24 protein-coding genes and 1 pseudogene are annotated in these 21,473 nt (G+C 32.0%); 11 read left to right on the top strand and 14 right to left on the bottom strand.

From position 1 onward, the window contains the following. The first annotated feature begins 119 nt into the window (after positions 1-119). Together RGB74_RS07095 and RGB74_RS07090 are read left to right on the top strand one after the other, a co-directional pair. Complete coding sequence (locus RGB74_RS07095; protein WP_310762292.1) at positions 120-455, top strand: YolD-like family protein; 336 nt, start codon at positions 120-122, stop codon at positions 453-455. Between the two features lie 536 nt (positions 456-991). After that, positions 992-1,762, top strand: a complete 771-nt coding sequence (locus RGB74_RS07090) for a hypothetical protein (RefSeq protein ID WP_310762291.1) — start codon at positions 992-994, stop codon at positions 1,760-1,762. Positions 1,763-2,243: 481 nt separating this feature from the next. Here the strand turns inward: RGB74_RS07090 and RGB74_RS07085 are convergent, their stop codons facing one another. Together RGB74_RS07085 and RGB74_RS07080 are read right to left on the bottom strand one after the other, a co-directional pair. Then, entirely contained in the window at positions 2,244-3,419 is a 1,176-nt protein-coding gene (locus RGB74_RS07085) for a DNA cytosine methyltransferase (RefSeq protein ID WP_310762290.1), read from the bottom strand. Between the two features lie 142 nt (positions 3,420-3,561). Continuing rightward, complete coding sequence (locus RGB74_RS07080) at positions 3,562-5,148, bottom strand: AlwI family type II restriction endonuclease (RefSeq protein ID WP_310762289.1); 1,587 nt, start codon at positions 5,146-5,148, stop codon at positions 3,562-3,564. Positions 5,149-5,312: 164 nt separating this feature from the next. Here RGB74_RS07080 and RGB74_RS07075 point away from each other — a divergent pair, with 164 nt between their 5' ends. Then, positions 5,313-5,729, top strand: a complete 417-nt coding sequence (locus RGB74_RS07075) for a very short patch repair endonuclease (RefSeq protein WP_310762288.1) — start codon at positions 5,313-5,315, stop codon at positions 5,727-5,729. 48 nt (positions 5,730-5,777) lie between these two features. Here the strand turns inward: RGB74_RS07075 and RGB74_RS07070 are convergent, their stop codons facing one another. From RGB74_RS07070 to RGB74_RS07060, 3 genes are read right to left on the bottom strand one after another with little or no spacing between them, the layout of a single operon-like run. Then, entirely contained in the window at positions 5,778-6,791 is a 1,014-nt protein-coding gene (locus tag RGB74_RS07070) for a hypothetical protein (RefSeq protein ID WP_310762287.1), read from the bottom strand. Further along, positions 6,745-7,236: a hypothetical protein gene (locus RGB74_RS07065; RefSeq protein ID WP_310762286.1), complete on the bottom strand. Its 492-nt coding sequence runs from the start codon at positions 7,234-7,236 to the stop codon at positions 6,745-6,747. Before RGB74_RS07065 ends, RGB74_RS07070 begins: the two co-directional genes overlap by 47 nt. Before the next feature lie 6 nt (positions 7,237-7,242). Next, positions 7,243-8,505: a hypothetical protein gene (locus RGB74_RS07060; protein WP_310762285.1), complete on the bottom strand. Its 1,263-nt coding sequence runs from the start codon at positions 8,503-8,505 to the stop codon at positions 7,243-7,245. A gap of 296 nt (positions 8,506-8,801) precedes the next feature. Here RGB74_RS07060 and RGB74_RS07055 point away from each other — a divergent pair, with 296 nt between their 5' ends. From RGB74_RS07055 to RGB74_RS07045, 3 genes are all read left to right on the top strand, one after another. After that, a complete protein-coding gene (locus RGB74_RS07055) occupies positions 8,802-9,455 on the top strand; it encodes a hypothetical protein (protein ID WP_310762284.1) in 654 nt (217 codons plus the stop codon). After that, on the top strand, positions 9,455-10,147 hold the full coding sequence (locus tag RGB74_RS07050) for a hypothetical protein (RefSeq protein ID WP_310762283.1): 693 nt from the start codon (positions 9,455-9,457) through the stop codon (positions 10,145-10,147). Before RGB74_RS07055 ends, RGB74_RS07050 begins: the two co-directional genes overlap by 1 nt. 165 nt (positions 10,148-10,312) lie before the next feature. Next, positions 10,313-10,534, top strand: a complete 222-nt coding sequence (locus RGB74_RS07045) for a hypothetical protein (RefSeq protein ID WP_310762282.1) — start codon at positions 10,313-10,315, stop codon at positions 10,532-10,534. Positions 10,535-10,547: 13 nt separating this feature from the next. On the opposite strand, the gene RGB74_RS07040 is transcribed toward RGB74_RS07045, so the two are convergent. The 3 genes from RGB74_RS07040 to RGB74_RS07030 all read right to left on the bottom strand — a co-directional run bounded on the left by RGB74_RS07040 (position 10,548) and on the right by RGB74_RS07030 (position 13,623). Further along, positions 10,548-10,691 (bottom strand): hypothetical protein, encoded by a 144-nt coding sequence (locus RGB74_RS07040; protein WP_310762281.1) that lies wholly within the window; start codon positions 10,689-10,691, stop codon positions 10,548-10,550. Between the two features lie 137 nt (positions 10,692-10,828). Beyond that, positions 10,829-12,208 carry a recombinase family protein gene (locus tag RGB74_RS07035; RefSeq protein ID WP_310762280.1) on the bottom strand — a complete coding sequence of 460 codons (1,380 nt, stop codon included), beginning with the start codon at positions 12,206-12,208 and terminating at the stop codon, positions 10,829-10,831. Continuing rightward, positions 12,205-13,623, bottom strand: a complete 1,419-nt coding sequence (locus tag RGB74_RS07030; RefSeq protein ID WP_310762279.1) for a recombinase family protein — start codon at positions 13,621-13,623, stop codon at positions 12,205-12,207. The genes RGB74_RS07035 and RGB74_RS07030 overlap by 4 nt, the downstream gene beginning before the upstream one ends. On the opposite strand from RGB74_RS07030, the gene RGB74_RS07025 reads away from it, so the two are divergent. Next, on the top strand, positions 13,539-14,009 hold the full coding sequence (locus RGB74_RS07025) for a helix-turn-helix domain-containing protein (protein WP_310762278.1): 471 nt from the start codon (positions 13,539-13,541) through the stop codon (positions 14,007-14,009). The two genes, RGB74_RS07030 and RGB74_RS07025, sit on opposite strands and share 85 nt — an antisense overlap. Before the next feature lie 203 nt (positions 14,010-14,212). Here the strand turns inward: RGB74_RS07025 and RGB74_RS07020 are convergent, their stop codons facing one another. The 3 genes from RGB74_RS07020 to RGB74_RS07010 all read right to left on the bottom strand — a co-directional run bounded on the left by RGB74_RS07020 (position 14,213) and on the right by RGB74_RS07010 (position 16,910). Beyond that, a complete protein-coding gene (locus RGB74_RS07020; protein ID WP_310762277.1) occupies positions 14,213-14,656 on the bottom strand; it encodes a hypothetical protein in 444 nt (147 codons plus the stop codon). 214 nt (positions 14,657-14,870) lie between these two features. Continuing rightward, positions 14,871-15,533, bottom strand: a complete 663-nt coding sequence (locus RGB74_RS07015; RefSeq protein WP_310762276.1) for a hypothetical protein — start codon at positions 15,531-15,533, stop codon at positions 14,871-14,873. A gap of 27 nt (positions 15,534-15,560) precedes the next feature. Beyond that, on the bottom strand, positions 15,561-16,910 hold the full coding sequence (locus RGB74_RS07010; RefSeq protein ID WP_310762275.1) for a tetratricopeptide repeat protein: 1,350 nt from the start codon (positions 16,908-16,910) through the stop codon (positions 15,561-15,563). A 205-nt stretch (positions 16,911-17,115) separates the two neighbouring features. Here RGB74_RS07010 and RGB74_RS07005 point away from each other — a divergent pair, with 205 nt between their 5' ends. The 3 genes from RGB74_RS07005 to RGB74_RS06995 all read left to right on the top strand — a co-directional run bounded on the left by RGB74_RS07005 (position 17,116) and on the right by RGB74_RS06995 (position 18,982). Beyond that, positions 17,116-17,859, top strand: coding sequence for a hypothetical protein (locus RGB74_RS07005; protein WP_310762274.1), 744 nt, complete (start codon positions 17,116-17,118; stop codon positions 17,857-17,859). Positions 17,860-18,085: 226 nt separating this feature from the next. Further along, positions 18,086-18,709: a hypothetical protein gene (locus RGB74_RS07000; RefSeq protein WP_310762273.1), complete on the top strand. Its 624-nt coding sequence runs from the start codon at positions 18,086-18,088 to the stop codon at positions 18,707-18,709. Between the two features lie 66 nt (positions 18,710-18,775). Then, the gene (locus tag RGB74_RS06995; RefSeq protein ID WP_310762271.1) at positions 18,776-18,982 is read left to right on the top strand and encodes a hypothetical protein; all 207 of its coding nucleotides are present in this window, start codon (positions 18,776-18,778) and stop codon (positions 18,980-18,982) included. A gap of 472 nt (positions 18,983-19,454) precedes the next feature. Here the strand turns inward: RGB74_RS06995 and RGB74_RS06990 are convergent. Continuing rightward, a pseudogene (locus RGB74_RS06990) lies at positions 19,455-19,655 on the bottom strand (RNA polymerase subunit sigma-70); the annotation flags it as partial. Positions 19,656-19,861: 206 nt separating this feature from the next. Here RGB74_RS06990 and RGB74_RS06985 point away from each other — a divergent pair. After that, complete coding sequence (locus tag RGB74_RS06985) at positions 19,862-19,993, top strand: ImmA/IrrE family metallo-endopeptidase (protein WP_310762270.1); 132 nt, start codon at positions 19,862-19,864, stop codon at positions 19,991-19,993. A 356-nt stretch (positions 19,994-20,349) separates the two neighbouring features. On the opposite strand, the gene RGB74_RS06980 is transcribed toward RGB74_RS06985, so the two are convergent. Continuing rightward, complete coding sequence (locus RGB74_RS06980) at positions 20,350-20,619, bottom strand: AbrB/MazE/SpoVT family DNA-binding domain-containing protein (RefSeq protein WP_310762269.1); 270 nt, start codon at positions 20,617-20,619, stop codon at positions 20,350-20,352. A 377-nt stretch (positions 20,620-20,996) separates the two neighbouring features. Beyond that, a complete protein-coding gene (locus RGB74_RS06975; RefSeq protein WP_310258146.1) occupies positions 20,997-21,347 on the bottom strand; it encodes a winged helix-turn-helix transcriptional regulator in 351 nt (116 codons plus the stop codon). Positions 21,348-21,473: the final 126 nt, after the last annotated feature.

The following is a 21,473-nucleotide window of genomic DNA, read 5'->3' as shown; positions in this document are numbered from 1 at the left end:
ACTGGTACTATTCGTTCTTTTACGACAAGATTCCTCCTAAAAAGACTAAAAAAATACAATAAATACCAGTTTAAAAAGAACGTGTGTTCGGTTATTATAATTCATAAGGAGTGATGACGATGACCTTACGAGATCGCGGAACCATCAAATGGACCAGTATGATGCTGCCTGAACACGTTAAAGAACTGAGAAAATACATAAACGAAGACTATTATGATATCCCCGAGCCTATTATCGATGAACAACAAATGGATGAAATGAGTGATTTGATACTTGAAGCTATGGAGTACAATAAACCAGTGTCTTTTACTGTTTATAAAAACAAGCGATTAATTACGATAAACGGTTTCACACACTATATAGATCAAAACAAAAAGCAGTTAAAAATAATGGACAGCAACAGCGAACTGCATACAATAAGCTTTTCATCTATTAAGAAAGTAATTAGAGATTAAAACGATAACCGATGACTAAATAAAAGTTCGCAATAAGTCGTTTCAACATTTAATCTGTTTGATGAGGTCTTTTCTGAGGAGTATAAAATAGCCAACGTTTTAACAATCAATATTACAAAAAAAATAATAAATAAAGCTGCCTTTTAAAGACTAAGTAGTTCAGTTTTTGTGGAGAAACAGTATAAATGGCGTATGAATTACCATACCTATTAACACAGTAAATAGAATAGTATTTTTTATTGATTTATCAACGTTTTATAAGAAAATATCAATAAAACAACATTGCAAATAGCACCCCAAATAACGTCTTGACAATGGATATTGTCATAGTGTGAATTAAGGTGCTATTTTACTTGTTATTGTGGTGCCACTTAAAAACTGCTCCAAGAAGACTCAAGCATTTAAAACATTATATGGTAAAATATACTCAAAGAGATTATGGAAATTAGTTATTCAGTTAATTAACACATAAATTGTAATTTAGCGAGTTGTTTATAAAAAAATATGTATAAATCAGAATAGGATGGTGATTAAGAATGCAGGATTTATCTAAAGTAATGTCCGTAAATGATTTAGTGGTGAAATATAATAAAACAAATCTTATACCTATCATTAATCCTCAAATTGGTGCAAATGAAGGTATACGAGCAATGTTAATGTATAGAATTAATTCAAAGTTGCAAGAAATAGATTCAAGCCCAATTGTAAAAGCGGCTTATTGGTTTTGTTTTAAAGATATTCCTTGTTATGCAGACACAACTTTAAATGCACTTAATCCTCTTAAAACATTTTGCATTTTTAGGTTAATAAAGTTGAGAAAAAATAAGAATGGTGAATCAATATATCCTTTAACTTTTGATAAAGAAAAGGATGAATGGACTCTTCGTAATAATCTGTTACAACTTATACTGGATAATTTAGACGAAATCTTTGATGGCTATGGTGAACTAAAAGACAAATTTGATTCTTTTTCCAATCTTATGTACTGCTTTGCAAATTTGATTCCAGTACCAAAAGGCTACAATGGTATTAATCAACAAAAAGGTGATTATAAGGACAATAACGATTACCCATACTTTTATTATCAAAGTTTAAAAAAACGTGAAGACCCTATGTTGAATTGGGTGGATGAACATTTAGAAGATTATCATATAACTGGCTTATATAATCTGGAGCCACCATTTAAAAAACCAGACCATAGGTTTGAAGATGGAGATTTAGACAACTTAACTTTATACATTGAAAGAGCTATAAGTGCAATTGAAGAAAGAGCAGATTGGTTAACCGAAAAATATACAAAAAAGTAGGTTAAAATTTATCTTTACTTAAAGAAATAGGTAGCCTTTCACTCTCTAAATGGACTACATAATTTTATTAGCTTTCTGATTCAACTAACTGTGGCTTTAATTGAACAAGAACAATATATTTAATTAAAAAAAGCTTGGGATGTCCCAAGCTTTTTTAGTGCGTTAATTGTATTATTAACTCCCTTATTATTTATGTTACGAAAAGTTATGTTATTTGAGTTGCGATTTTAAGTTTTCTCCACATTAACTGAACTACTTATTTAAAGACAGCTTTATTTTTTAATTTTTTCATATTATTCTACACAGCGTTTATCTACTTACCAAAGTCATATGGTTGAGAATATTTTTCCGCATTCCAAACATTCCACATCACATAAACGGTTGTATATTAGTTTATTTTCATTTGATAAATCTTTTGGAGGTTCCTCAACAGCAACAACACTTAAAATCCCACCACAGTCGCATACCATAAAATCACCTCTTAATCCGTAACACTTTGAAGTTGTTTATCTAAATCAAGTTGTTTTCCTTGTGCTTTTTCTTTACGTTTTTGAATGTTTTTTTCGAGTACATCTTTTATTACACCTTTCCATTTAGGTTCGATGTAATCATAAGGTACGTTTGCAAAAGACTTTAATACTGCTTCAACAATCACTTTCGCACCTAATGGCGGAACAGCCATTCCGATTTGTTTTCGTGCAGATTCTTTCCCTCCGATAAACTCAAAATCATCTGGGAACGTTTGAAGTCTAGCTCTTTCACGGTTCGTTAATGCACGCGGCTCGTCATAGTGATACATATGAGTTCCGCCCCCTCCAGATCCAGTTACCGTATATGATGGCAAGTCAGGGTGAAGGCGTTTGTATATATTGCTTAAACGGGCTCCTTTTACGTTCAACCTAAGGTGTTCTGGAATCTCTTCAGACCATGCATTACCGCCTTGAGGGATATGAGTAAGCATTTCCACAACTTTACCCTGATGGCGTGTAAAATCATGATTTAATGCATTATCTAATATAGGTGGATTTTCTATCGCATACTTTGATGACACCCAAGTTGAAATATCTTCATGAGTAGGCTTTGGGATTTTGAATTCAACATCAAGATCACTTCTGATACCCACGATAATAATACGGTGACGAGCTTGCGGCACACCGTACTGTTCAAATTTGTAGAGATGAGGGGTTAATACGTATCCGCCGTGCTTCCCTGCACTCTCTAAATCATTCAAAATTTGAAGAAACGCGCTGCCTTCATTAGCGCTTTCTAATCCACCTACATTCTCGGCTAAAAACCACTTTGGGCTAAAATGATTTAATACATTTACTCCGTATGTATAGAGAGGACCAAATTTACCTGTAAATCCTTTCTTCTCCCCTACATTGCTGAAGTCGTTGCATGGGAATCCGAAAGAAAAGGCATCAATATCTTCCAGTTCAGTAATATCAAGTGTTCGAACGTCCTCACATACAACTGAATCAGGTTTATCAGGACAAATATTGTGAATGAATGTTTTACATGTATTTTCATCAATATCATTTGCCCATACATGCTCGACAGAAAATTCTTCACCATTCTTACTTACTGCATATGCGTTACTTGCTCCTAGTGACAAGCCCCCAGGACCACAAAATAATTCACCTTTACGAAATTTCATTAACTTTCACCTACTGCTTTCTTTGAAAACAACTCTCGATGCTTTTAATACATAATTTGTTTATATAAATTTTATTTTAGCTTTTTTATCCTCATTAGACAATGAAAAGGTAAGAAAGGTATCCCGTTATGGGATACCTGATTCAAAAGGCTTGGATATCTTTTGTTTTGACGACTTTGTTACACTCAAAAAGGTTCTTTAATTTTTGATGATGTATAGGTTGCTGCTTATGTTTTCTGAGCAACCTCATCAAGTCAGCCGCTCGGATTCCGCAGCCATTCACACCTGTTAATTGAGCAATTTTTTGGGCTTGCTGATCAAAATTCTTACCGAATCCCCCTGCAATGTACATGAAAAACGAAAGGTTCGGATGATTCTTTTGGAAAGTCGGAATATATGAGTTGATCATTTTCAATTCATAGTCATGTGTTATGGAAAAAACATGATACGCTTTATTATCAATGATACCAGCAAAATTCATTGGGGATTCCACTAAAACATCTGGATGGCGCGGCTGTGTACCAACATGCCATGTTTGAAACCCTAATTCACGGAACACATCGAGCGTGGCATGTTCAAATTCAGCTGCCAATTCTCTTCCGCTGTGTGCCATATCAACATAGTTCGTTTCAAACAAACTAAAAGTATCCACTCTAAAATGGTCCAAAATATCTTCGACTTGTACCAATGGTATACCCGTTTGTTTGGATACTGTGTGAATAAGATCCTCAGTAATTTCGGATATTGGATTCTTTCTAGCGATAGTAAGAAATTCATTAAGCACTATACGTTCAACGATGATGTTTTCTGTCACCTTATCATCTTCAAAACGACGGTTATCTCGATTTTTCCCAGGCAACAGCCCAAAATTTCTCTGGAAATTTTCTTTCCAATACTTATTCTTTTGATTCAGAGGTTTTAGGCTCGTGCCGTCATTAATGAAAGCATTTGCCTCATCAATTCGCGGATCGGGTATGTATATTGGCTTTCTTGGGTCATCTCTAACAATCAGCTGTGTAAACTCCAAATAATTAATAAACGTGTTTGCATTGTCTTCTAGCGCTTTAATCGTAGCAGCTCTAGTCCTAATTCCTGTATTAGTGCTGGGAACATTAACTTCAAACCCTTGAGGCAATGAATCGTATTTATATTTACGAAATTCTAAGATCCTATCTACTATATGTTCATAACACGCATCAGACTCGTTCTCAGCCTCAACAGAAATGATGCATCCGATCTCGCTCTTTGTAAGATAAGGAGTATTCATTTTAGAACCCTTTGCTAATCGATCATCTAGCAGTAATTTAATTAGAAACCGAAATGGTCTTATTTTAAACCTCTCATTAATCTGCACTCGGCTTCTAAGTGAATATGGTGATGGATATTGAAACTGCATGAGTTGCTTGGTCATGAGAGGAACAGGAGGTTCACCGTTCACAAGTGCTTCTCCAATCATCGTAAGCCTTGTTTTATTGCTCTCTGACTCTTCAAAAGTCAATCCTAATGATGAAACCCAAGCCTCATAAGTTCTCGCTCCACCACCTCGCTGATCTCTTCTCACACCTTTTCGCTTTAGACCTTTCTCTTCTAAAATTTCTTCAAAATCCAATTGTCTGTTTAGGTCCTTTACCCAAATATCCCCTAGGTTTTGAAGTGAAAAAGCCGAAAGTGATGGAACAATGGGATACAGTTTTCGTTTATTTCTAGGAACATGCCAGTTATTTATCAAAGTAATCACCTGAAAGATATATTTTTTGCTTAAGGGCAATATTTCGACAATTATGGGCAATAATCCTGCGATTAATAGGGTATAAAAAATATAAAAATAATTTTTTAAATATTTTTAGTCATACAAATAAAGATAAATCTATATAGAAATGCAGGTTTTTGACGATGGCGGATAATTTAACGAAAGAACAAAGAAGAAAAAACATGCAGGCTATTAAATCGCATTCTAACCTTGAAAAAAAAGTAACTCAAGCGCTGTGGAAAAATGGGATTCGCTTCAGGAAGAATGTTAAAACGTTACCTGGTAAACCAGATATTTCAATCAAGAAATTCAAAATCGTTATATTCATAGATTCTTGCTTTTGGCATCAGTGCAACATTCATGGAAATATGCCGAAATCAAATTTAGAATACTGGACAAAAAAATTAAAAAGAAACTGTGAACGTGACATCGAAGTTAATGATTTTTACCAGAAAAGAAATTGGAATCTGCTTAGAGTATGGGAACATGAGCTTAAAAATGACTTTATAGGCACTGTAAATAAAATTATTAGCTTCATAAATGAAAACAAAAAATCATGATAAAAAAGAATCCTTTCTCAAGAGATTCTTTTATAAAAACATATTTATTTAATTTTTCACTATATCAACGAATGGTTTTAATCCTCTAATGTCATTCTCTATCTCTGTCGGCAAATCAATACATGATTTTGGTTCGAGCATTGATACATTGTAAATATCATTTTGTTTTTCTATTCTGCTGTTGTAACAGAATAATTTTCCTTCAACCATTATGACTTGTAAAACCCTCATATCGCTACTATTCACATTATGAAAAAACCTTTGTATATCGACTCTTTGTTGTTCAGTTAATGACATGTCCACTTTATTGGACAAAGTTGAAGAATGCTCCGTGGGTATTGGTGTACTCAAATAAATTTCATACTCTAGGGATTCTATATACAAAAGCAAAGAATAGTTATGTATACCATATTCGCTGGTAATTTGAATTTGAGTATAAGGCTCCTCGCCAGTAATCAAAAAGCTCCAAGTAGTATTATTCATATTTAACAAATTAGTTAAATCGAAATTTTTTTCAGCCAGATTTTTAGCATTAAATAAATCAGTCACAGTTAGGATTCTTGTGCCTTCCTCTTCCGTTTCACTCAGTTTCGATAAAATTTTAATCAATCTGATTGAAAAGAAAATAAATATTGCCGTCACGATTAAGATTAACACCAAAGATAAAAAATGAACGGTTCCTTTATTCGCCAAAATTAAAAAGAACTTAGAAAGACCAGCAATGAACCATATGGGCACTATTCCCCAAAGAACAATTATGCTTGTTACAACGGCTTTTAAAAGTACCTCTGGGGACTTACTGTAATACTCAAAGTCCACAATATTTTGTGCAAATTCATCTTGATCCTTTTTTCGGACATTATTTTTCATCATCCATGTCAGTTTCGTCAATTCAGAGGTGTGATTCTGATATTGATGAGATAAAAAAATAGTGAAAACACCTAATACAGAAAAGATACTAGCCGTTAACCAGCTCGTATATTCTACTGTTTCTTCTGCGAGGATGAGCTGATTCTTAATTCCAACAAGTACTGCTCTCAATATTTCTATCATGTCTGCCAATTGCATCACCATTTAGTAGTATTTCAATCACTTGAATTCTTTCATGATCAGAACGGATTACCGATGTCGTTACTTTATTTGAAAACCGCTGTTTATACATCCCCGTCATAACGCTTTTTCCATCTCTTAATAAAAGGGAATGGATGCCTAACTCATAAGGACTGGTATTGATATGCAGCTTCATTCGCATGCTTTGAAAAACATAATCCAATAATTCTTCATTTTGCGTAAATACAATGATGAGATTTTTACTCTCATTGATCCAGATAGCTGCTTCGTCAAAATCGATCAGCATCTGATTTGTTACATAATATGAAAAGGAATAGCAACGGAAGTCACCGACTGTTTTGACGTACTCCCATCGATGACAAATTTCCATTGATTCAACTACATCAGGGATATCTTGTTCCAATTGAAAAAGATAAAACCCATTGCAATACCTCACTCTATATCACTCCTCGGTTAGGTATTTATTGATCACATCCAAAACATTTGCTTTATCAGCTGCACTTAAAGATAACTGATTGATATCCTCTTTAACCTGACCAAGTACGTTTACAAGGAAAGCAAAGTCCCGTACTTTTGCCCTGGCGACAATTTCTTTAAGGCTGGCATCTACTTCTTGTTCTTTATAGACCTTAGTTAAGGATTTGTTGATTTTGGATATTAAATGTCTGTTGATGTTACAAACGTTTAATTTGTTATTTAAATTTGTATATTTAATCTTTAGAGTGGCTTGAAAATCAACTGAAACGTTGACCATTTCAATCATATTTTCTCCTGTTTGAAACCGCAGTTGAAACCGAACCGATTTAATCTGATCTCCCAACCTCACACGATCACCAACTTCATAACTCTCCAAAAGATTGTTGCCGCTTAATCTAACGGAACGGACTTTCTTATTTTGCTTTTTATTTGCAAAAGCGACACTGAGGTAATCGTTTATTTCATGACCGTCCTCATTGATGGTTTTCTCGATGTAATCAAGTAAGATAATGGTCTGTTTATCCAATGCATGTTCATTTTCAACAGTTGTCCGTAACTTCTTTCTGCTAACAGAAAAAGGATCGAAAGAATTAAAAATTCTGGTGACATGCTTATGGATTACTCTATACGCTACATTAGCCTGCGTCTTCTCTCCACATTGTATGAAACATAGTTCAGTCGAAGAATCAAAAACAACATCAAACGTTGTTTTGCTTTCAGAGTCCCCTTTACTCTTAAGTCCTCCGAAGTCAACTCTCTCTTTAAATTTTTCATAGGTAACAGGAAACTTTAAAAGATCTCCGTCAAGAATGGTTACTTCTCCTACTCTTTTGATATAAGTGTAGATATTCTCGCGATATGTTTTTTCTGCATTCAAAGGAAGGCATGTTTCAATTTTGGTTTTAAGTTCGTTAAGCGCATTGCCATCATTCAGTTTGTACTCGTAGATAAAGTTGGGATAACCTTGTGAAAAGGATTGGTCAAGTTCTTCATATATTCCAATAAGGATTTCCTCGTCCACATCATCTGTTCTAAGATAAGTTTTCAATTGTTCGACGTTGCTGATTGCTTGATTGACGCCATGATGCCTTAAAAGATAATGCTTTACTACATCTAATTTTTTCTCCGTTTCTTTTTCGAGTAAGCTTTCAATTCTTTCAATTTCTTTATCTTTATCCACGTTTTGAATAACGATGGTCTCTACATTCTCTTCAATATCAGTACTCATCTATCCGCCTCCGCTTACATTTTTTCTACATAAATTTTACCATATTATTAGATTGATAATATTAATTAGTAAAAAAATAGTAATAAAAATCTAATTACTTGAAGTAATTAATATCGTTACAGATTCAGTACTTATGCTAAGTTTTTCTATCTATGGAAACCCGTCAATCCATGTTGTTGTATAAAATCGCTAAACTTGAATATTTAAAAAACATAAGTAATTGCATTTGCTTTTTTAAGTTCGGTGTTATGGTAAAATATTCATATACATATCTATAATATAAAGGAGTAATTCAATTGAGCGGTGTAGATTTGAATCCTAATCAACAGGAACTTCGTAATAAAATCGAAAGTTATTTAAAGGTTTTAAAAGATGATATACCAAAGAACGAGCTAACCCATGAAGAAACTAAAGAAATATTTGACAACATGGCAAAATTAGCACACGAATTGCACATGCAGCTTGAACCTAAACCAAAACACCACAAATATATGATAGAGAATAGAGGCTTACTTCCTGATCACCCTGATTTTTATCGCCATATACACCCGACAGAGGATTTAATAGATTATTTAGATAATACGCATGCAAATGACGATCCAGAAGATGTAACTATTGGAAATACTTTCAATTTAAAAATATTTTCAAAACGATGGGGACATGATGATTTATATAAATTAGTCCGAACTCCTGAAGGTTGGAATTTCTCATTCCTAAGCTATGATGGTCCTTGTGATAAGCAAGGTATACCATTCTTATATAAAGCTCTGAAACATGATTCTATTAGTTATCCAATTGACCTCCCAGGCTTCCTAGAATGGCTTTGGGATCAAGCTGAAGAGCAGGGTCTAAGTAAAGATGAAGTACAATCTGCGATGGATGATATTTCTGAATGGATTAGAGTGTGTGAAGTAAATACCCCTAGAGGAATATTTAGGGGGTACAAGTAATGGCAGTTAGTTTAGAGAAGAAAAAAGAAAAAATTGATATAGAAGTTAAAAACGGAGCAGTTACCTTTTTAGATGTTTTAGGATGGAAAGGGATTTGGGAAAAACAAAAAGACGCTATTAATTTATTACACGGTCTTGTCTATTTAATAAAAGAATTGGCTACTGAGATCACTTTCAAAATTAGTTCAGAAAATCCAGAAGCGAGAGGTATAAACACTACCGTATTAAGTATTTCGGATACTATTGCCATTTTCACTCCTGGTATTGCACGTTATGCCTTACAAATTCATGCTGAAATATGTGAAAGAGCTATACCTGAATCAATTAAACGAGCCATCCCTTTAAGAGGAGCTACATCCTATGGTGAGTTTTCATTCAAAGAAAATATAATGGTTGGCGCAGCCGTGGATGAATCTGCTAGCTGGCATGAGTCTACTGACTGGATTGGAGTTATCTTAACTCCTTCACCAATATTCCACCTGGGTAATGAATATCCAGAAACATGGATTAAATACGACCATATTCCTTTTAAAAGGTCAGTAAGAGGTATGGATCGATGTGTAAAATGGGAGTTTAATGAAAAAGAGTTGTATAAACTTTTTACTGATATGGGGCCATTTATACCTGAAATCGCACCTAAGTATACAAATACAATTAAATTTTTGGAAAATACGCAGAATTTAAAACCTTAAGATTTAAAGGACCGATAATTATATCGGCCCTTTCCTTTAATATAGATTTATTAGAAAAAAAATAGAAGCTAAAGTTACATGTCCATTTAAGAAAAAATGTAATCAATGTATATAAAAAAATCAAATGGTTACAATGATATCCAAAACTAACTCTACGAGGTAATAATGGACTTAAATCGAGTTTTATTAGCTTCTAAACTAACCGATATAACATTAATACCTATCGAAAAAGTTTTACTTATCAAGAAAAAAAATATCAATGTTGCTAACAAGAGTATACACATCAATTCTAAAGAGTATAAAATTGACAATATTTCAGTTTGGAATTCTATTGAAGAAATAATGGGTGAGCACCCTGATGATAGTTATTTATTTTATAAAGAGTAGTAAATTAATCAATCTATGGAGTTTTCAATTTTTCTTCAACTTCTTTAAACAAAGAAGAATTCATTGAGTAACGAAATAAAAAATCAACTTGATCTTTTATAGGTGAATTTATAAACTTAACTATCCATTCATCATCTTGCTTACTTGAGCCTTTCAAATAAACTACACCTCCTATGTTTATATTATTTATTAATTTTTCTGATTTAATACCAAGAATGGGCAGACCGTTATAACGGTCTGCCCATTCTTTTTATTAAAAAATTAAGGGTAAAGGAAATCTGCGTTCCTTTACCCTTAATTCACTAGTGTGACATTCTCATTTTCATCCAATGTAAATTTCATTTTTTGATTTCTTATTTCAGTGGCCAAAAGTTTGTATTCTCTTCTCTCTATCAATTCAGAGAAAGTTTTAGTTTTCCCAATTACCTTAAATTCTTTCATTTGGGTTTCTTTAAGCTGATTTTCTATTTCAGCAATACATTTTTCATAAGAAGAAGAAGATAATTTTCCTTTCGCATAGTTGATTTCTAATTTAGACTTCTTTAATAAAAGACTATTTTTATTCTTAATTTCCAATACATTACGATCAAGATTTACCGATTTTTCATCAACAGGTAGTACATCCAATTTCTTTAAGAATTCAAAAACTTTTTCTTCGATATCATTTTTTTTCAAAGAGAATAGACACGATTTTTCGCCATTGATTTTCCCTCTACATACATACCTATCGGAACGGTATTCACCATACATTACAGAAGAACAAAATGGACAACATAGACATCTAGACAATAAATGAAATTGCTTTGCTCTACTATAACCTATGCTTCTACTACTTTTAATTTCTTGAGCAGTATCAAACAATACCTCGGAAATAATTGCTGGATGGGGATTGGTAGAAGCAGGAGTGTTTTCTAGATAAATTCTTTTTTTAGAATGTGGCTTTTGTAAGTGAGATTTCTTATATATTCTGCCTGTATATGTCCTGTTTTTCAAAATATTATATGCATGATGTCTAGTCAAATATGAACCATCGGGTTTAGATATTTTGTTTTGTCTCAAATATTCTTCTATTTGTGCAGTATTAAAACCTTCTATAAAAAGCTCAAATACCTTCCTTACAATTGTAGCTTCTTTTTCATTAATTTCTAAAAAGCTTCCTGCATTCTTTTGATAACCGAACGGTACAGTTCCATATGCGAATTTCCCCTGTTCTAAAGCCTTTTTCCATCCTTCTTGAGTGACTTTTATTCTTATATTATTTTCCATCTCTGCCTGAAGACTTATCATGGCGATCTGTAATGGACTTAGATTTTCAGTTACAAGACCTTCGGAAACACTTACGAATTCAAGATTCCTTTTTTTTATAACTTGACTTAGTAGCATTGCGATTTCATATGATTCCCTGCCTAACCTGTTTGAAAATGAAACCATAACTGTATCTATTTGTTCATTTTCTATTGTTTGTCTAAAAAGCTTATATTGTTCACGATTGTCGACCGATGTTCCAGTTTTCGCCTCATCAATAAATATTTTTAAAAGATAGACATTGTTTTTTTTACAATGTTTTTTTATCTCCTTAATTTGATTAGGGATACTTTCTTTGGGATTTGATAAACTTGATGTTCGAACATACGCAACACCATATTTTAAAATCTGATAGATATTATTCTTCATATCTTTGATTCTGAAACTCCTTTCAAAAGTGACTTATCATGAAATACTATTTCAATTACACAGTCAAACATATCTATGACGATAAGATAAGGAAGCTTTAATATATAACTTTCAAGCTCCATGGCCATTTTCTTTTGTAAATCCCTTGGGTCCGTTTTATTTAGATTAGAAATAATTTCATCTGTAAAAAACAAATCATTTTTGTATTTCATCAATTCCGTTGTGTTCGCTTCAAGCATATTCTTTTTGCTGTTTGAATCTTCCTTCAAATCAATTCTTGATTTTATTTCTTCCAACATCATTATTTTTCTTAATATCTTCGTTTTCTTAAACTCAATAATACTTAGAGAATTTTGTAACTCTGAATCCCATTTAAAAGATGAAAAACCGTCCTTTAAAATTTCTTGAAGTGCGTCTTGAATGATATTTTCAACAACCTGTGCATCAACTGATTGGTTGCACACATGGCAGCGTATTTTACCATTAATTTCACACAACATAGATAAACAATTTTTACACAAGTTAAAATTCGGCAATCGATTCAAAACTTGTTTTTTTCTTCCAGTGGTATTATATCTAAAGATATTTTGTACAAATTCAAACAGCAATGGATCAATCAGCGGTTCAACATTTGCATCTTCATGAAAATAGAATTCATACCCATCAATCTTTCCTTTTAATTTGCCTGTATAAACAACATTTTTTAAAATATAACGTACGGAACTGTAATCCCATAAACAGCCTTTGTTTGTTAGGCCAAAATGATTATTTAAACTTTTTGCTATTTTTGATAAGGAGACCCCCATCAAAAAGCAATAAAAAATGTGTTGAACTATTACCAAGCCGTTTATTTCAGCTTGATCGTCTGTATTCAATTTTGTTGCAGGAATCAACTTCGCATTTTTTACATCACCTATTTCTTTAGTAAAACCCGTAGGAACAACCGAACCAATAAATGTTTTTCTTTCAAGTATTTTTTTTCTCCTGCCAAGAGCTGTGGTCTTTAGTACATTTTCGCGTATCATCTCAGACATTCCAGATAACAACAAAAACATTGGTTTGAAATGAAAGGAATCAGTGGAAAGATTCTCCGAAACAAAAATTATCCTTTTTACATGCTGCATTATTTCTAATAAGACTGAAATATTATTTCCAATTTCTCTTCCCATTCTATCAACAGAAAAGAACAATATCGTATGAATCTCCATTGTTTTTACGTCATTTAGCATTTTTTGAAAGTCAGGTCGTTTAGTGGTTATTCCTGAATATCCAACATCACTATAATGCTTAAGAATATTAATTTTATTTTTTTGGCCGTAATTATCCAAATATGATTGTTGGTAACCTACGCTATCCTTTTCTGATAAGCCAGGAATTTTTATTGATTTACGACTATAAGCGAGACCAGTTTCCATTTTTAACACTCCAATATAATCTTTACAAAGATCTAATTTTAGGTTTGTTAACTAAACCTATTTTTCTCATTTTTCATGCAAATATACCGAAACAGGTAATGCAAATTATTCTTCCATGTATAAAGCGATTTTATTCTGAAATAATGGAAGAAGGGGTGATTATTATGTCTTTTGGTAGCAATTTAAATTATTACCGCGTCAATAAGGGCCTTACACTAAAACAACTTTCAGATGAACTAAATGTATCCGTTAATTATTTAAGTACCTTGGAACGTGATAAAGGAAAAATTAAGCCAGAGTTTATTCCAAAACTGTGTACCAAATTACATATTGAAATCAAAGATTTGTTTCGCGAAGATCTACCGAAAATCTTTCAGAGGTGGTAAATATGCTACACCTGCAATATATCAAGTGTAAAAACCTGCGTCATTGGTAATAGTCGACCATCAAAATAAAATCAAAAAATAAATTTTGATGTAATTTTATTATGTTTTTTTCAATTCATATTTTTTTCTTTAGCTGATTTTTACATTTAAATATTATTTTTTTGTTTGTAATTTGTTAATAAATAGAAAAAAGACGGAAATTTTTATCCGTCTTTTTTTATTTCTAAAAAGTCTATTAATTTATTCATATTTTCCATGAACTCAGTACTATTTGGATTTTCACAAAATTTAACGGTAGTTCTAAATAACACTCGAACTTTTGTGACAATATGTTCATCAGCTAGATGTTTTTTTAATTCTTTTGATATATCAGTTACTGTTAAAATCTCTGTATAGTTTATTTCACTAAATAGTATCTTGGATAGAACTCTTTTAGATTCTAAATCTTCAATTGCTTCTAAAAGACCGTTAAATGTTTTTGTGTTCATTCCGCCGCTTTTCTCTAAAAATCTTATCAAACTTCGATTAGTACTATCTTTATTTCCATCAATTTTTTCATTAACTTTAGACAGCAGAATTAACCTATAATATTGATTTTCTTTTTCTTTCATTAATATAAAATTTCTTATTTTCTGTATATAATTCATAGTAATACCTCGATATTTTTTTACCAGTATTACCAAAAAAATAATGGATAATAATCAATAAACATGTTCTTTTGCTATCGTATTATCATAAATTGTACGAATGAAAATGTGCATTCTTTTATTTTAAAATATTTTTTATCAGTGTGATATTTATATATTTTTCAATGCCTATAATAAAAAGCCCTTATTAAAAGGGCTACTTGTAAAAGGGCTTTTATTTTTTAATTTCATTTTTGCTCATTAAAAAATTAAGTTGTCTACATAGAAAATCATGATTATTATTTAAGACCAAATAATTATACCAAGGGAATTCAATTTGAATTTTATTCAACATTCTCTCATTCTCAACAGAAGGTGTACTGTAATAAATAGTTAGTGCTCTGAAATCACCTTGTTTTTCATAAAGGTTTTCAATACGGTTAATATCTTGTACGGATACTGGAATGGTATCGTTAATGTCGATCGCGCCAAGTAGTTTTTTCACAATTGGGCTATTCACATCATCCAACTCTGCCTTCGCTCCACCAGGATTCGCCTTGATTGAAAACAAGTATTGAATCTTTCCAGCAGTTTCAATAGTAATGTCAGGCGACTGTGTTTTTACTTTTGATGAATTTTTGGCTTGCATACGCTTTCCATCATATCTTTTACCTGCATGAATTACTGCACCTGAAGGCACACAATGATGGTATAAGAAACGATAAACCAGCATCTCGGTAAAACCTGTAAAATTAGCTTTGCTTTGAGCAAATTCTCCGAGTAATCCTTTTATTCTCTCTTGTGTTTCAAAAATCTCATGACAAGTCAGCGTGTCTTTTTTGGAGACAATCGTTTCATCGATCTCCTGAATAAATGAAGCAAACGTATCGGTAAACAATTTAGCTTCTCCCCTAATTCTTAAATATTAGCCAACATCAAGTATAATTTGGTCTTCTAATTTGATATTAATTTCTTCAATTAAACTTATATATCTTTGTTTATCGTCATGTGTTGCAAATCTCAAAAATCGTTGTAAATCTTTTTTTCCCAATAAATTGTCCCCTTTAAAGCTGTTTATCCATGCTAGGCACAGATAAAGATGGTATTTTTCTGGTTCAATTTCTAATATATATTCTATAAATTGTTCTATTTCAATTAAGATAAATTCATTATTTGGCATTTTTATTGCTTGCCTGTAACATTTTATTGCCTCAGTAATTTTACCTTCATATGCAAATAAAAAACCCATATTAAACTTATGACTAGAATCATTAATAGATTGCACATTATCCAGTAACCCTTTTGCTCTATTTATATTTCTGTTTATTAAAAAGGAAAAAATGGAGTGATAAATGGCAGGAGTATAGCGATCATCACTTACAGATTCGTACAATTCAATATATTTCTGTGATGCTTCTAAATTTTGATAACATTTCGTTTTCCAAAACATTTTATATTCTTTTATTGCTGAGAGAAGGCAAACATTAGAGAAATGAAAATTTACTCTCTTTTTTATTTCTTTTACAGGTTTGAAAGAATTTTTTTCTTTTTGAAGATCCTTTTTTAAACTTTCAAAAACTTTAAATGATGTATTGGTATCATGTGAAATTAACGCTGCAAGACCTACAAAATAACGAGCATATGTGGTAAGCCAATTTGATGAAAGTTTATAAGAAGTTAGTGAATCCTCTTTATCAATTAACATTGAATTTGTAAAATAATTTAATTCATTTTGCAAACCACTTAGTGTGTCTACTGCTAAAGGTTTATGTCTAATCATACTAAACATTTTAATTTCGTATTTTTCTTTTCCTTTTTTCTTACCTTCACGACAAACACCATAAATCAACATATGTGCTTGTGTTTTGTTCAGACATTTTAGCATTGAATCGTCATTTGGATTTAATTCATTACATCTATTATATGGGAGGTTGATAACCGTAAAACTCTCTGCATCTAAACTCTCTTTTATTTGTTGAATGAAGTCATGCTGTAATTTATTAAATTGATGAACATTTTCAGTTTTAAATGCTAGAACTATCCCGATTTTCCCATTTTTACATCTCTCAAGTCTTCTATAATAAAACCAAAGAATTGTAAGAACAAAAAAAATTAGTATGTATACAAACCAAAAAAGTTTAGAAATTTTATTACTATCAAATCCTATTGCAACAACCATAGCAACAAAAATAAATATATATGAAAAGAATAAAGAACTGATACGGTGCCAGTTATTTTTTATCCATATATATGCATCATCAATTATCTTTTGCATAATAACCCCCGTTGAATTTCTTTAATTTTCTGTCTTTATATTATATGATTAATCGACATTTTTTTCCATACAATTAAATGATTTTGTAAAAAAAAGCACTCCATTAGTAAAACTTGTGATTTATTATTTAAACCCATTTAAATAGCTGCTTGTTCTAACTATTTCTTTAAATCATAAACTATATGGATTAAAGGAGGGTTTGAGTATGAGTGTTATAAGATATTGTGGTGATCCACATTCAACTGTGAAGTTTGTACGCGGAATATTGCCTGTCATTGGTAATGTGACAAGCTTTCAAGTGTATTTCGAGAACGAGGATATACCAGCTAGTTATAGAAGAGTGTCTGATTTTGGGGTATCCGACGGGGAGCCATATGAAAAAGAAACTAATTATACATTAATCTTGCGAAACGATGAATGGGACTTAGAAGTGTGGTTATCTGGAGCAACATGTGGATATAGTGGTTCTGGTCCATCAGCAACCATTAAAATATTGCAGTTACTTGGATTAAAAATAAACTATGATGAAATCAGTGAAAAGAAAAAAATCATTTTATCAAATCTTACGCCACATCATGATTTGAATATACTTGTTTATGAAGGTGACATTCTAAATGGAGAAAGGAAAAAACGGGTAAAAGCATCCTACTCTTTTAAGAGTGCACAGGATAAATGGAATGCACGAGAACAATTGAAATTATTAGGTCATTTTAATCCATTAAGTAGTTTGTTACGATTTGAAAAATGTCATAGAGATGAATCACATTACTTTCCCCATCTTTCTTATGATACATCGAAAGAGTGGGCTGATTATGCAACAAATTGTGCATTGAAATTAAATAGAGAATCAAACAGTTTAAACAACAATCAAATATACAATTTGCTAGACCTCCTTGGATTTAATTGCAAAGCAAAAAAAATTGATATCAAGGAATATGTTTCAAATTAAATGTCTCCAATACAGCACACATTTTGCGTGCTGTTTTTTTAAGACTCATTTCGCAAAGTTTGTTACTATTATGATAACTAACTGATTGAACGGCATCTAAAATAGATGCCGTTCTTCAATTAACACACCGATTACCTGAAGAAGCAAATCATTTCTTTCCTGCATAATGTAATGCATAATTTACTTACAACCTTATAAGATATAAACTATTTATGAGGTGGATTATTTGGGAGACATACTTAGAACAAATGAATTAGATAATGCAATAGATTACTTAGAAAAAGCTGCTTTTTACTTCAATAACAGAGTTGATAATTATTGGTTTAAATGGATGATCATTTCATTACATGGTGCTCTTTATGGCTTTGGTGTATGTGCGATTAAAGGTACTAGTACAGAAAGAGTTCTAGAAATGAAATTAGGAAAAAAGAAACTGGAACAAAAGAAAAAAGAAATTATCGATTTTTACAAGTATGAATTGGGTTTTGATGTAGAACAAGGCAGTAATTTATTAGATAGCACTGTGGAATACAATTCAAGTCAATTATTAAGTATTAAAACTATACTCGAACACTGTCAGAATGAATCATACATGATGCAACAATTCGATAGTAAGATTTTAAAAATTAGCGAACCACAGCAAAATGCCATAGATAAAATGATACTATATAGGAATGATTTTGCTCATTTCAAACCAAAAGCATTATCAGTAATTACACAAGGTGAAGATTGGATTGTTAAAGAAGTGGTTGACGTCATAAAATTCCTTGCTCTGGATTCGGGAAATGTTACTTATTTCGAGGATAGTATTTTTGAAAAAGTAAAATATCTTATTAATCGATTTAAGTAACTAGCAGGGACTTTATCTCTAGTTGTTGAATATTGAAACAAAATAATATATAGCGTGAGGTCTATCATGGAATACAATTTCTTGTATTTAATTGAATCAGGTAACAATAGTGTAGTTGTGTCAGCTAAAAACAGTATAGAGGCAATTGGTCTATGGATTGAACAAAAAAATAAAGAAATTGAAGAGGACGGACGTCTAGTAAAATTTAACCCCACAAATTATTCCGTAAAACAAATCGAGCGTGAAGATTTGATTATACGAGCACCCAAGTAAATTGAGTGTTTTTTTATTTTTTGGGGGGTAAAGGGATGAAGGCAACTATTTTATGCAAGTGTTTATTTGTAGAAAAAAGACCTTGGCAATGTCTTTAACGGGTTCTCTTTTGGAGTACAAAAAGTGAAATAACATAGAGAATCGCATATAAATTAGCAATCGAAAAAGCACTGCAATTCGCAGTGCTTTTAGCATTTTCTTGAATTGTTTTTTCGATTATCTTCGAAAATGCAAATTCTAATTCCATCAAACCAACATCCTAATTTTAACAAATAAAAGCAAGACCATCTAATTAAAGAATCTCCATACCAATATAATTGATTGACTAATTTTTCATTATTATATAAAACTTATCTTATCTTTCCCCTTATGTACGATTGCTTTTTCGTATTTCAGTCTTCTTCTAACTATGCTAAAACTCGATGATATAAGGAATCCTGATATATAATCTGACATTGTGTTGTGTTTATATCCTTTTTACAATATGTGCCACCAATCTCAGGTTATGCTCGATCAGCAATCCCCGGGCATGCTCATCGCCATTTGCCATATCTTTTAAGTACTGCTTTTCTTCATTCTCAGACAGCGGCTGTGGAAAAGCGTTGTTTTTTACATATGAGACAAAAAGCATAACTTCTTTGAAAAAATAAGCCAACACACCTACTAATGACATAACAGCACCTCCAAGGCATACTTACTTCTTTATGTTTATGCGGAGCTGGGCTTGGCTGTGTCTGTACATTTAAAATGGAAGCGTGAACCTTTTTGAGGAATCGAAGATCTTTTTTAGATGATGAAGAGGAAGGGAAGCTGGGACATATTGCTTTAGATCATGCAGCATATATGAATGACATTGATTTAACGGACTGTCAGTGAAAAGTGATCGAACGTGAAGCCGATGTCTTTGCACGTGAACTTTTGTTGCCGGAAGCGATGCTTAAAGAAAAGATTGAGCTGCCAATCAGTCTTCAGCAAATCGGTAAAACATCGAGTGTGAAAGTATTAACGTGACGGATGCATTATATTGCGAGTACTGTGGAAACAACACCAGGTTAGGAGTAGTGACTAAAAAGTAAACATTGTATATTATCTAAAAGTTCATTAAAAAAGTAAGTATTCCTAAATAATGATGCTACTTAGTTTTTTTAATTAGTGCCATTCCAATTGAATATCCTCTTATTGCATACATACTTAATGATCCACTTTTCCATAAAAGCACTAGATCGTGAAAGAATAGTGTTAATAACGATTGCTTGAATGAGTTGCTCTTTCATGCATTTACTTCTTTTCATCCCTCATTTGCGAACGATTACCATAAAAAAAAAAGAAAAGCAGCACAACGCTATGGTTATGCTGCTTCAAACAACTTATAATGTTTTCAGTTCATCCAGAAGGGATTCTGCACCATTAGGACTTAAAATAATTTTTCCATTGAAGTACATCTTATTGTCATTTGTTACTTCACCTGTCACAACACAAGCATTATTTGCTTCATACTTCTTTAATATGACCTTTTCATTTTCTACAAATATCTCTAATCCATCTTTTTGTTCGATCTCCATAATTCTTCGTAATTCTATAGGGATGACAATCCTCCCTAATTCATCTACCTTTCTTACAACACCGGTACTTTTCAAAATGATACTTCCTTTCGTTACAATCAAAGATTTAAACGTCACTATTTGTTTGTCTATATACTTCGTATTAGTATACAACTTTATGGAACTAATCTATTGGAATCATTTTACATGTTGATTAAAAATAAATTAACATAAGTTCCATTAGAAAAGGCGATAATCCTTATTAGATCATCGCACCAGTTAACTTAAGTGAAACCCTTCACCATATATTGAAAAGAAACCTAAACAATCCTCTCTAAATGGCAACACAATGAATCTCGCGTACGTTCTTAAATACACAGTAATATAAAAACCACGGTTAAAAATAGCTTAACCGTGGTAAGTTATGATTGTCTTACAGGATGCAAGGAAACTTTTTTCTACTTAACAGATGATCAATCCTCCGTTTCCTTTTCCAATACATTCTCAATATAATCTTTTCCCCATTCATACATAGCATCTATGATCGGTAAAAGTCTTTTTCCATGCTCAGTCAATGAATATTCAACTTTCGGTGGAACTACAGGGTAAACTTCACGATGTACTATTAAATGATCTTCAAGTTCGCGTAATTGATTAACAAGCATTCTTTGGGTAATTCCCGGCATAAGGGATTTTAATTCACCAAATCGTTTCGTTCCTTCTTTGCCTAGATGCCATAAAATCAACAATTTCCATTTACCACCAATTATTGAAAGTGTTAATTCTTTTTCACAGTTGAAAGTTTTCTCTCCTAAATTTGGCATTCACTTCACCTCCCCCTTATTTTATCCAATAGTATACTTTTTAGCACTATATGCGATGAAAGTGCGTACTTTTAATTTAATAACATACTGAGTATACTGAACAACGTGCTAGTGAGTAAATATATT

Origin of the sequence: Bacillus sp. NEB1478, assembly GCF_031582965.1 — a bacterium.
GTDB lineage: Bacteria > Bacillota > Bacilli > Bacillales > Fictibacillaceae > Fictibacillus.
This window is presented reverse-complemented; position numbering and strand designations above follow the sequence as displayed.

What these genes read in the sequence shown, in the direction of transcription:
- RGB74_RS06975 (WP_310258146.1), bottom strand. Translation starts at nt 21,347, where the DNA reads ATGCCAAATTTAGGAGAGAAAACTTTCAACTGTGAAAAAGAATTAACA.
- RGB74_RS07010 (WP_310762275.1), bottom strand. Translation starts at nt 16,910, where the DNA reads ATGCAAAAGATAATTGATGATGCATATATATGGATAAAAAATAACTGG.
- RGB74_RS07095 (WP_310762292.1), top strand. Translation starts at nt 120, where the DNA reads ATGACCTTACGAGATCGCGGAACCATCAAATGGACCAGTATGATGCTG.
- RGB74_RS07030 (WP_310762279.1), bottom strand. Translation starts at nt 13,623, where the DNA reads ATGGAAACTGGTCTCGCTTATAGTCGTAAATCAATAAAAATTCCTGGC.
- RGB74_RS07090 (WP_310762291.1), top strand. Translation starts at nt 992, where the DNA reads ATGCAGGATTTATCTAAAGTAATGTCCGTAAATGATTTAGTGGTGAAA.
- RGB74_RS07020 (WP_310762277.1), bottom strand. Translation starts at nt 14,656, where the DNA reads ATGAATTATATACAGAAAATAAGAAATTTTATATTAATGAAAGAAAAA.
- RGB74_RS07025 (WP_310762278.1), top strand. Translation starts at nt 13,539, where the DNA reads ATGATTGTTGGTAACCTACGCTATCCTTTTCTGATAAGCCAGGAATTT.
- RGB74_RS07005 (WP_310762274.1), top strand. Translation starts at nt 17,116, where the DNA reads ATGAGTGTTATAAGATATTGTGGTGATCCACATTCAACTGTGAAGTTT.
- RGB74_RS07050 (WP_310762283.1), top strand. Translation starts at nt 9,455, where the DNA reads ATGGCAGTTAGTTTAGAGAAGAAAAAAGAAAAAATTGATATAGAAGTT.
- RGB74_RS06995 (WP_310762271.1), top strand. Translation starts at nt 18,776, where the DNA reads ATGGAATACAATTTCTTGTATTTAATTGAATCAGGTAACAATAGTGTA.
- RGB74_RS07085 (WP_310762290.1), bottom strand. Translation starts at nt 3,419, where the DNA reads ATGAAATTTCGTAAAGGTGAATTATTTTGTGGTCCTGGGGGCTTGTCA.
- RGB74_RS07045 (WP_310762282.1), top strand. Translation starts at nt 10,313, where the DNA reads ATGGACTTAAATCGAGTTTTATTAGCTTCTAAACTAACCGATATAACA.
- RGB74_RS07035 (WP_310762280.1), bottom strand. Translation starts at nt 12,208, where the DNA reads ATGAAGAATAATATCTATCAGATTTTAAAATATGGTGTTGCGTATGTT.
- RGB74_RS07075 (WP_310762288.1), top strand. Translation starts at nt 5,313, where the DNA reads ATGGCGGATAATTTAACGAAAGAACAAAGAAGAAAAAACATGCAGGCT.
- RGB74_RS07060 (WP_310762285.1), bottom strand. Translation starts at nt 8,505, where the DNA reads ATGAGTACTGATATTGAAGAGAATGTAGAGACCATCGTTATTCAAAAC.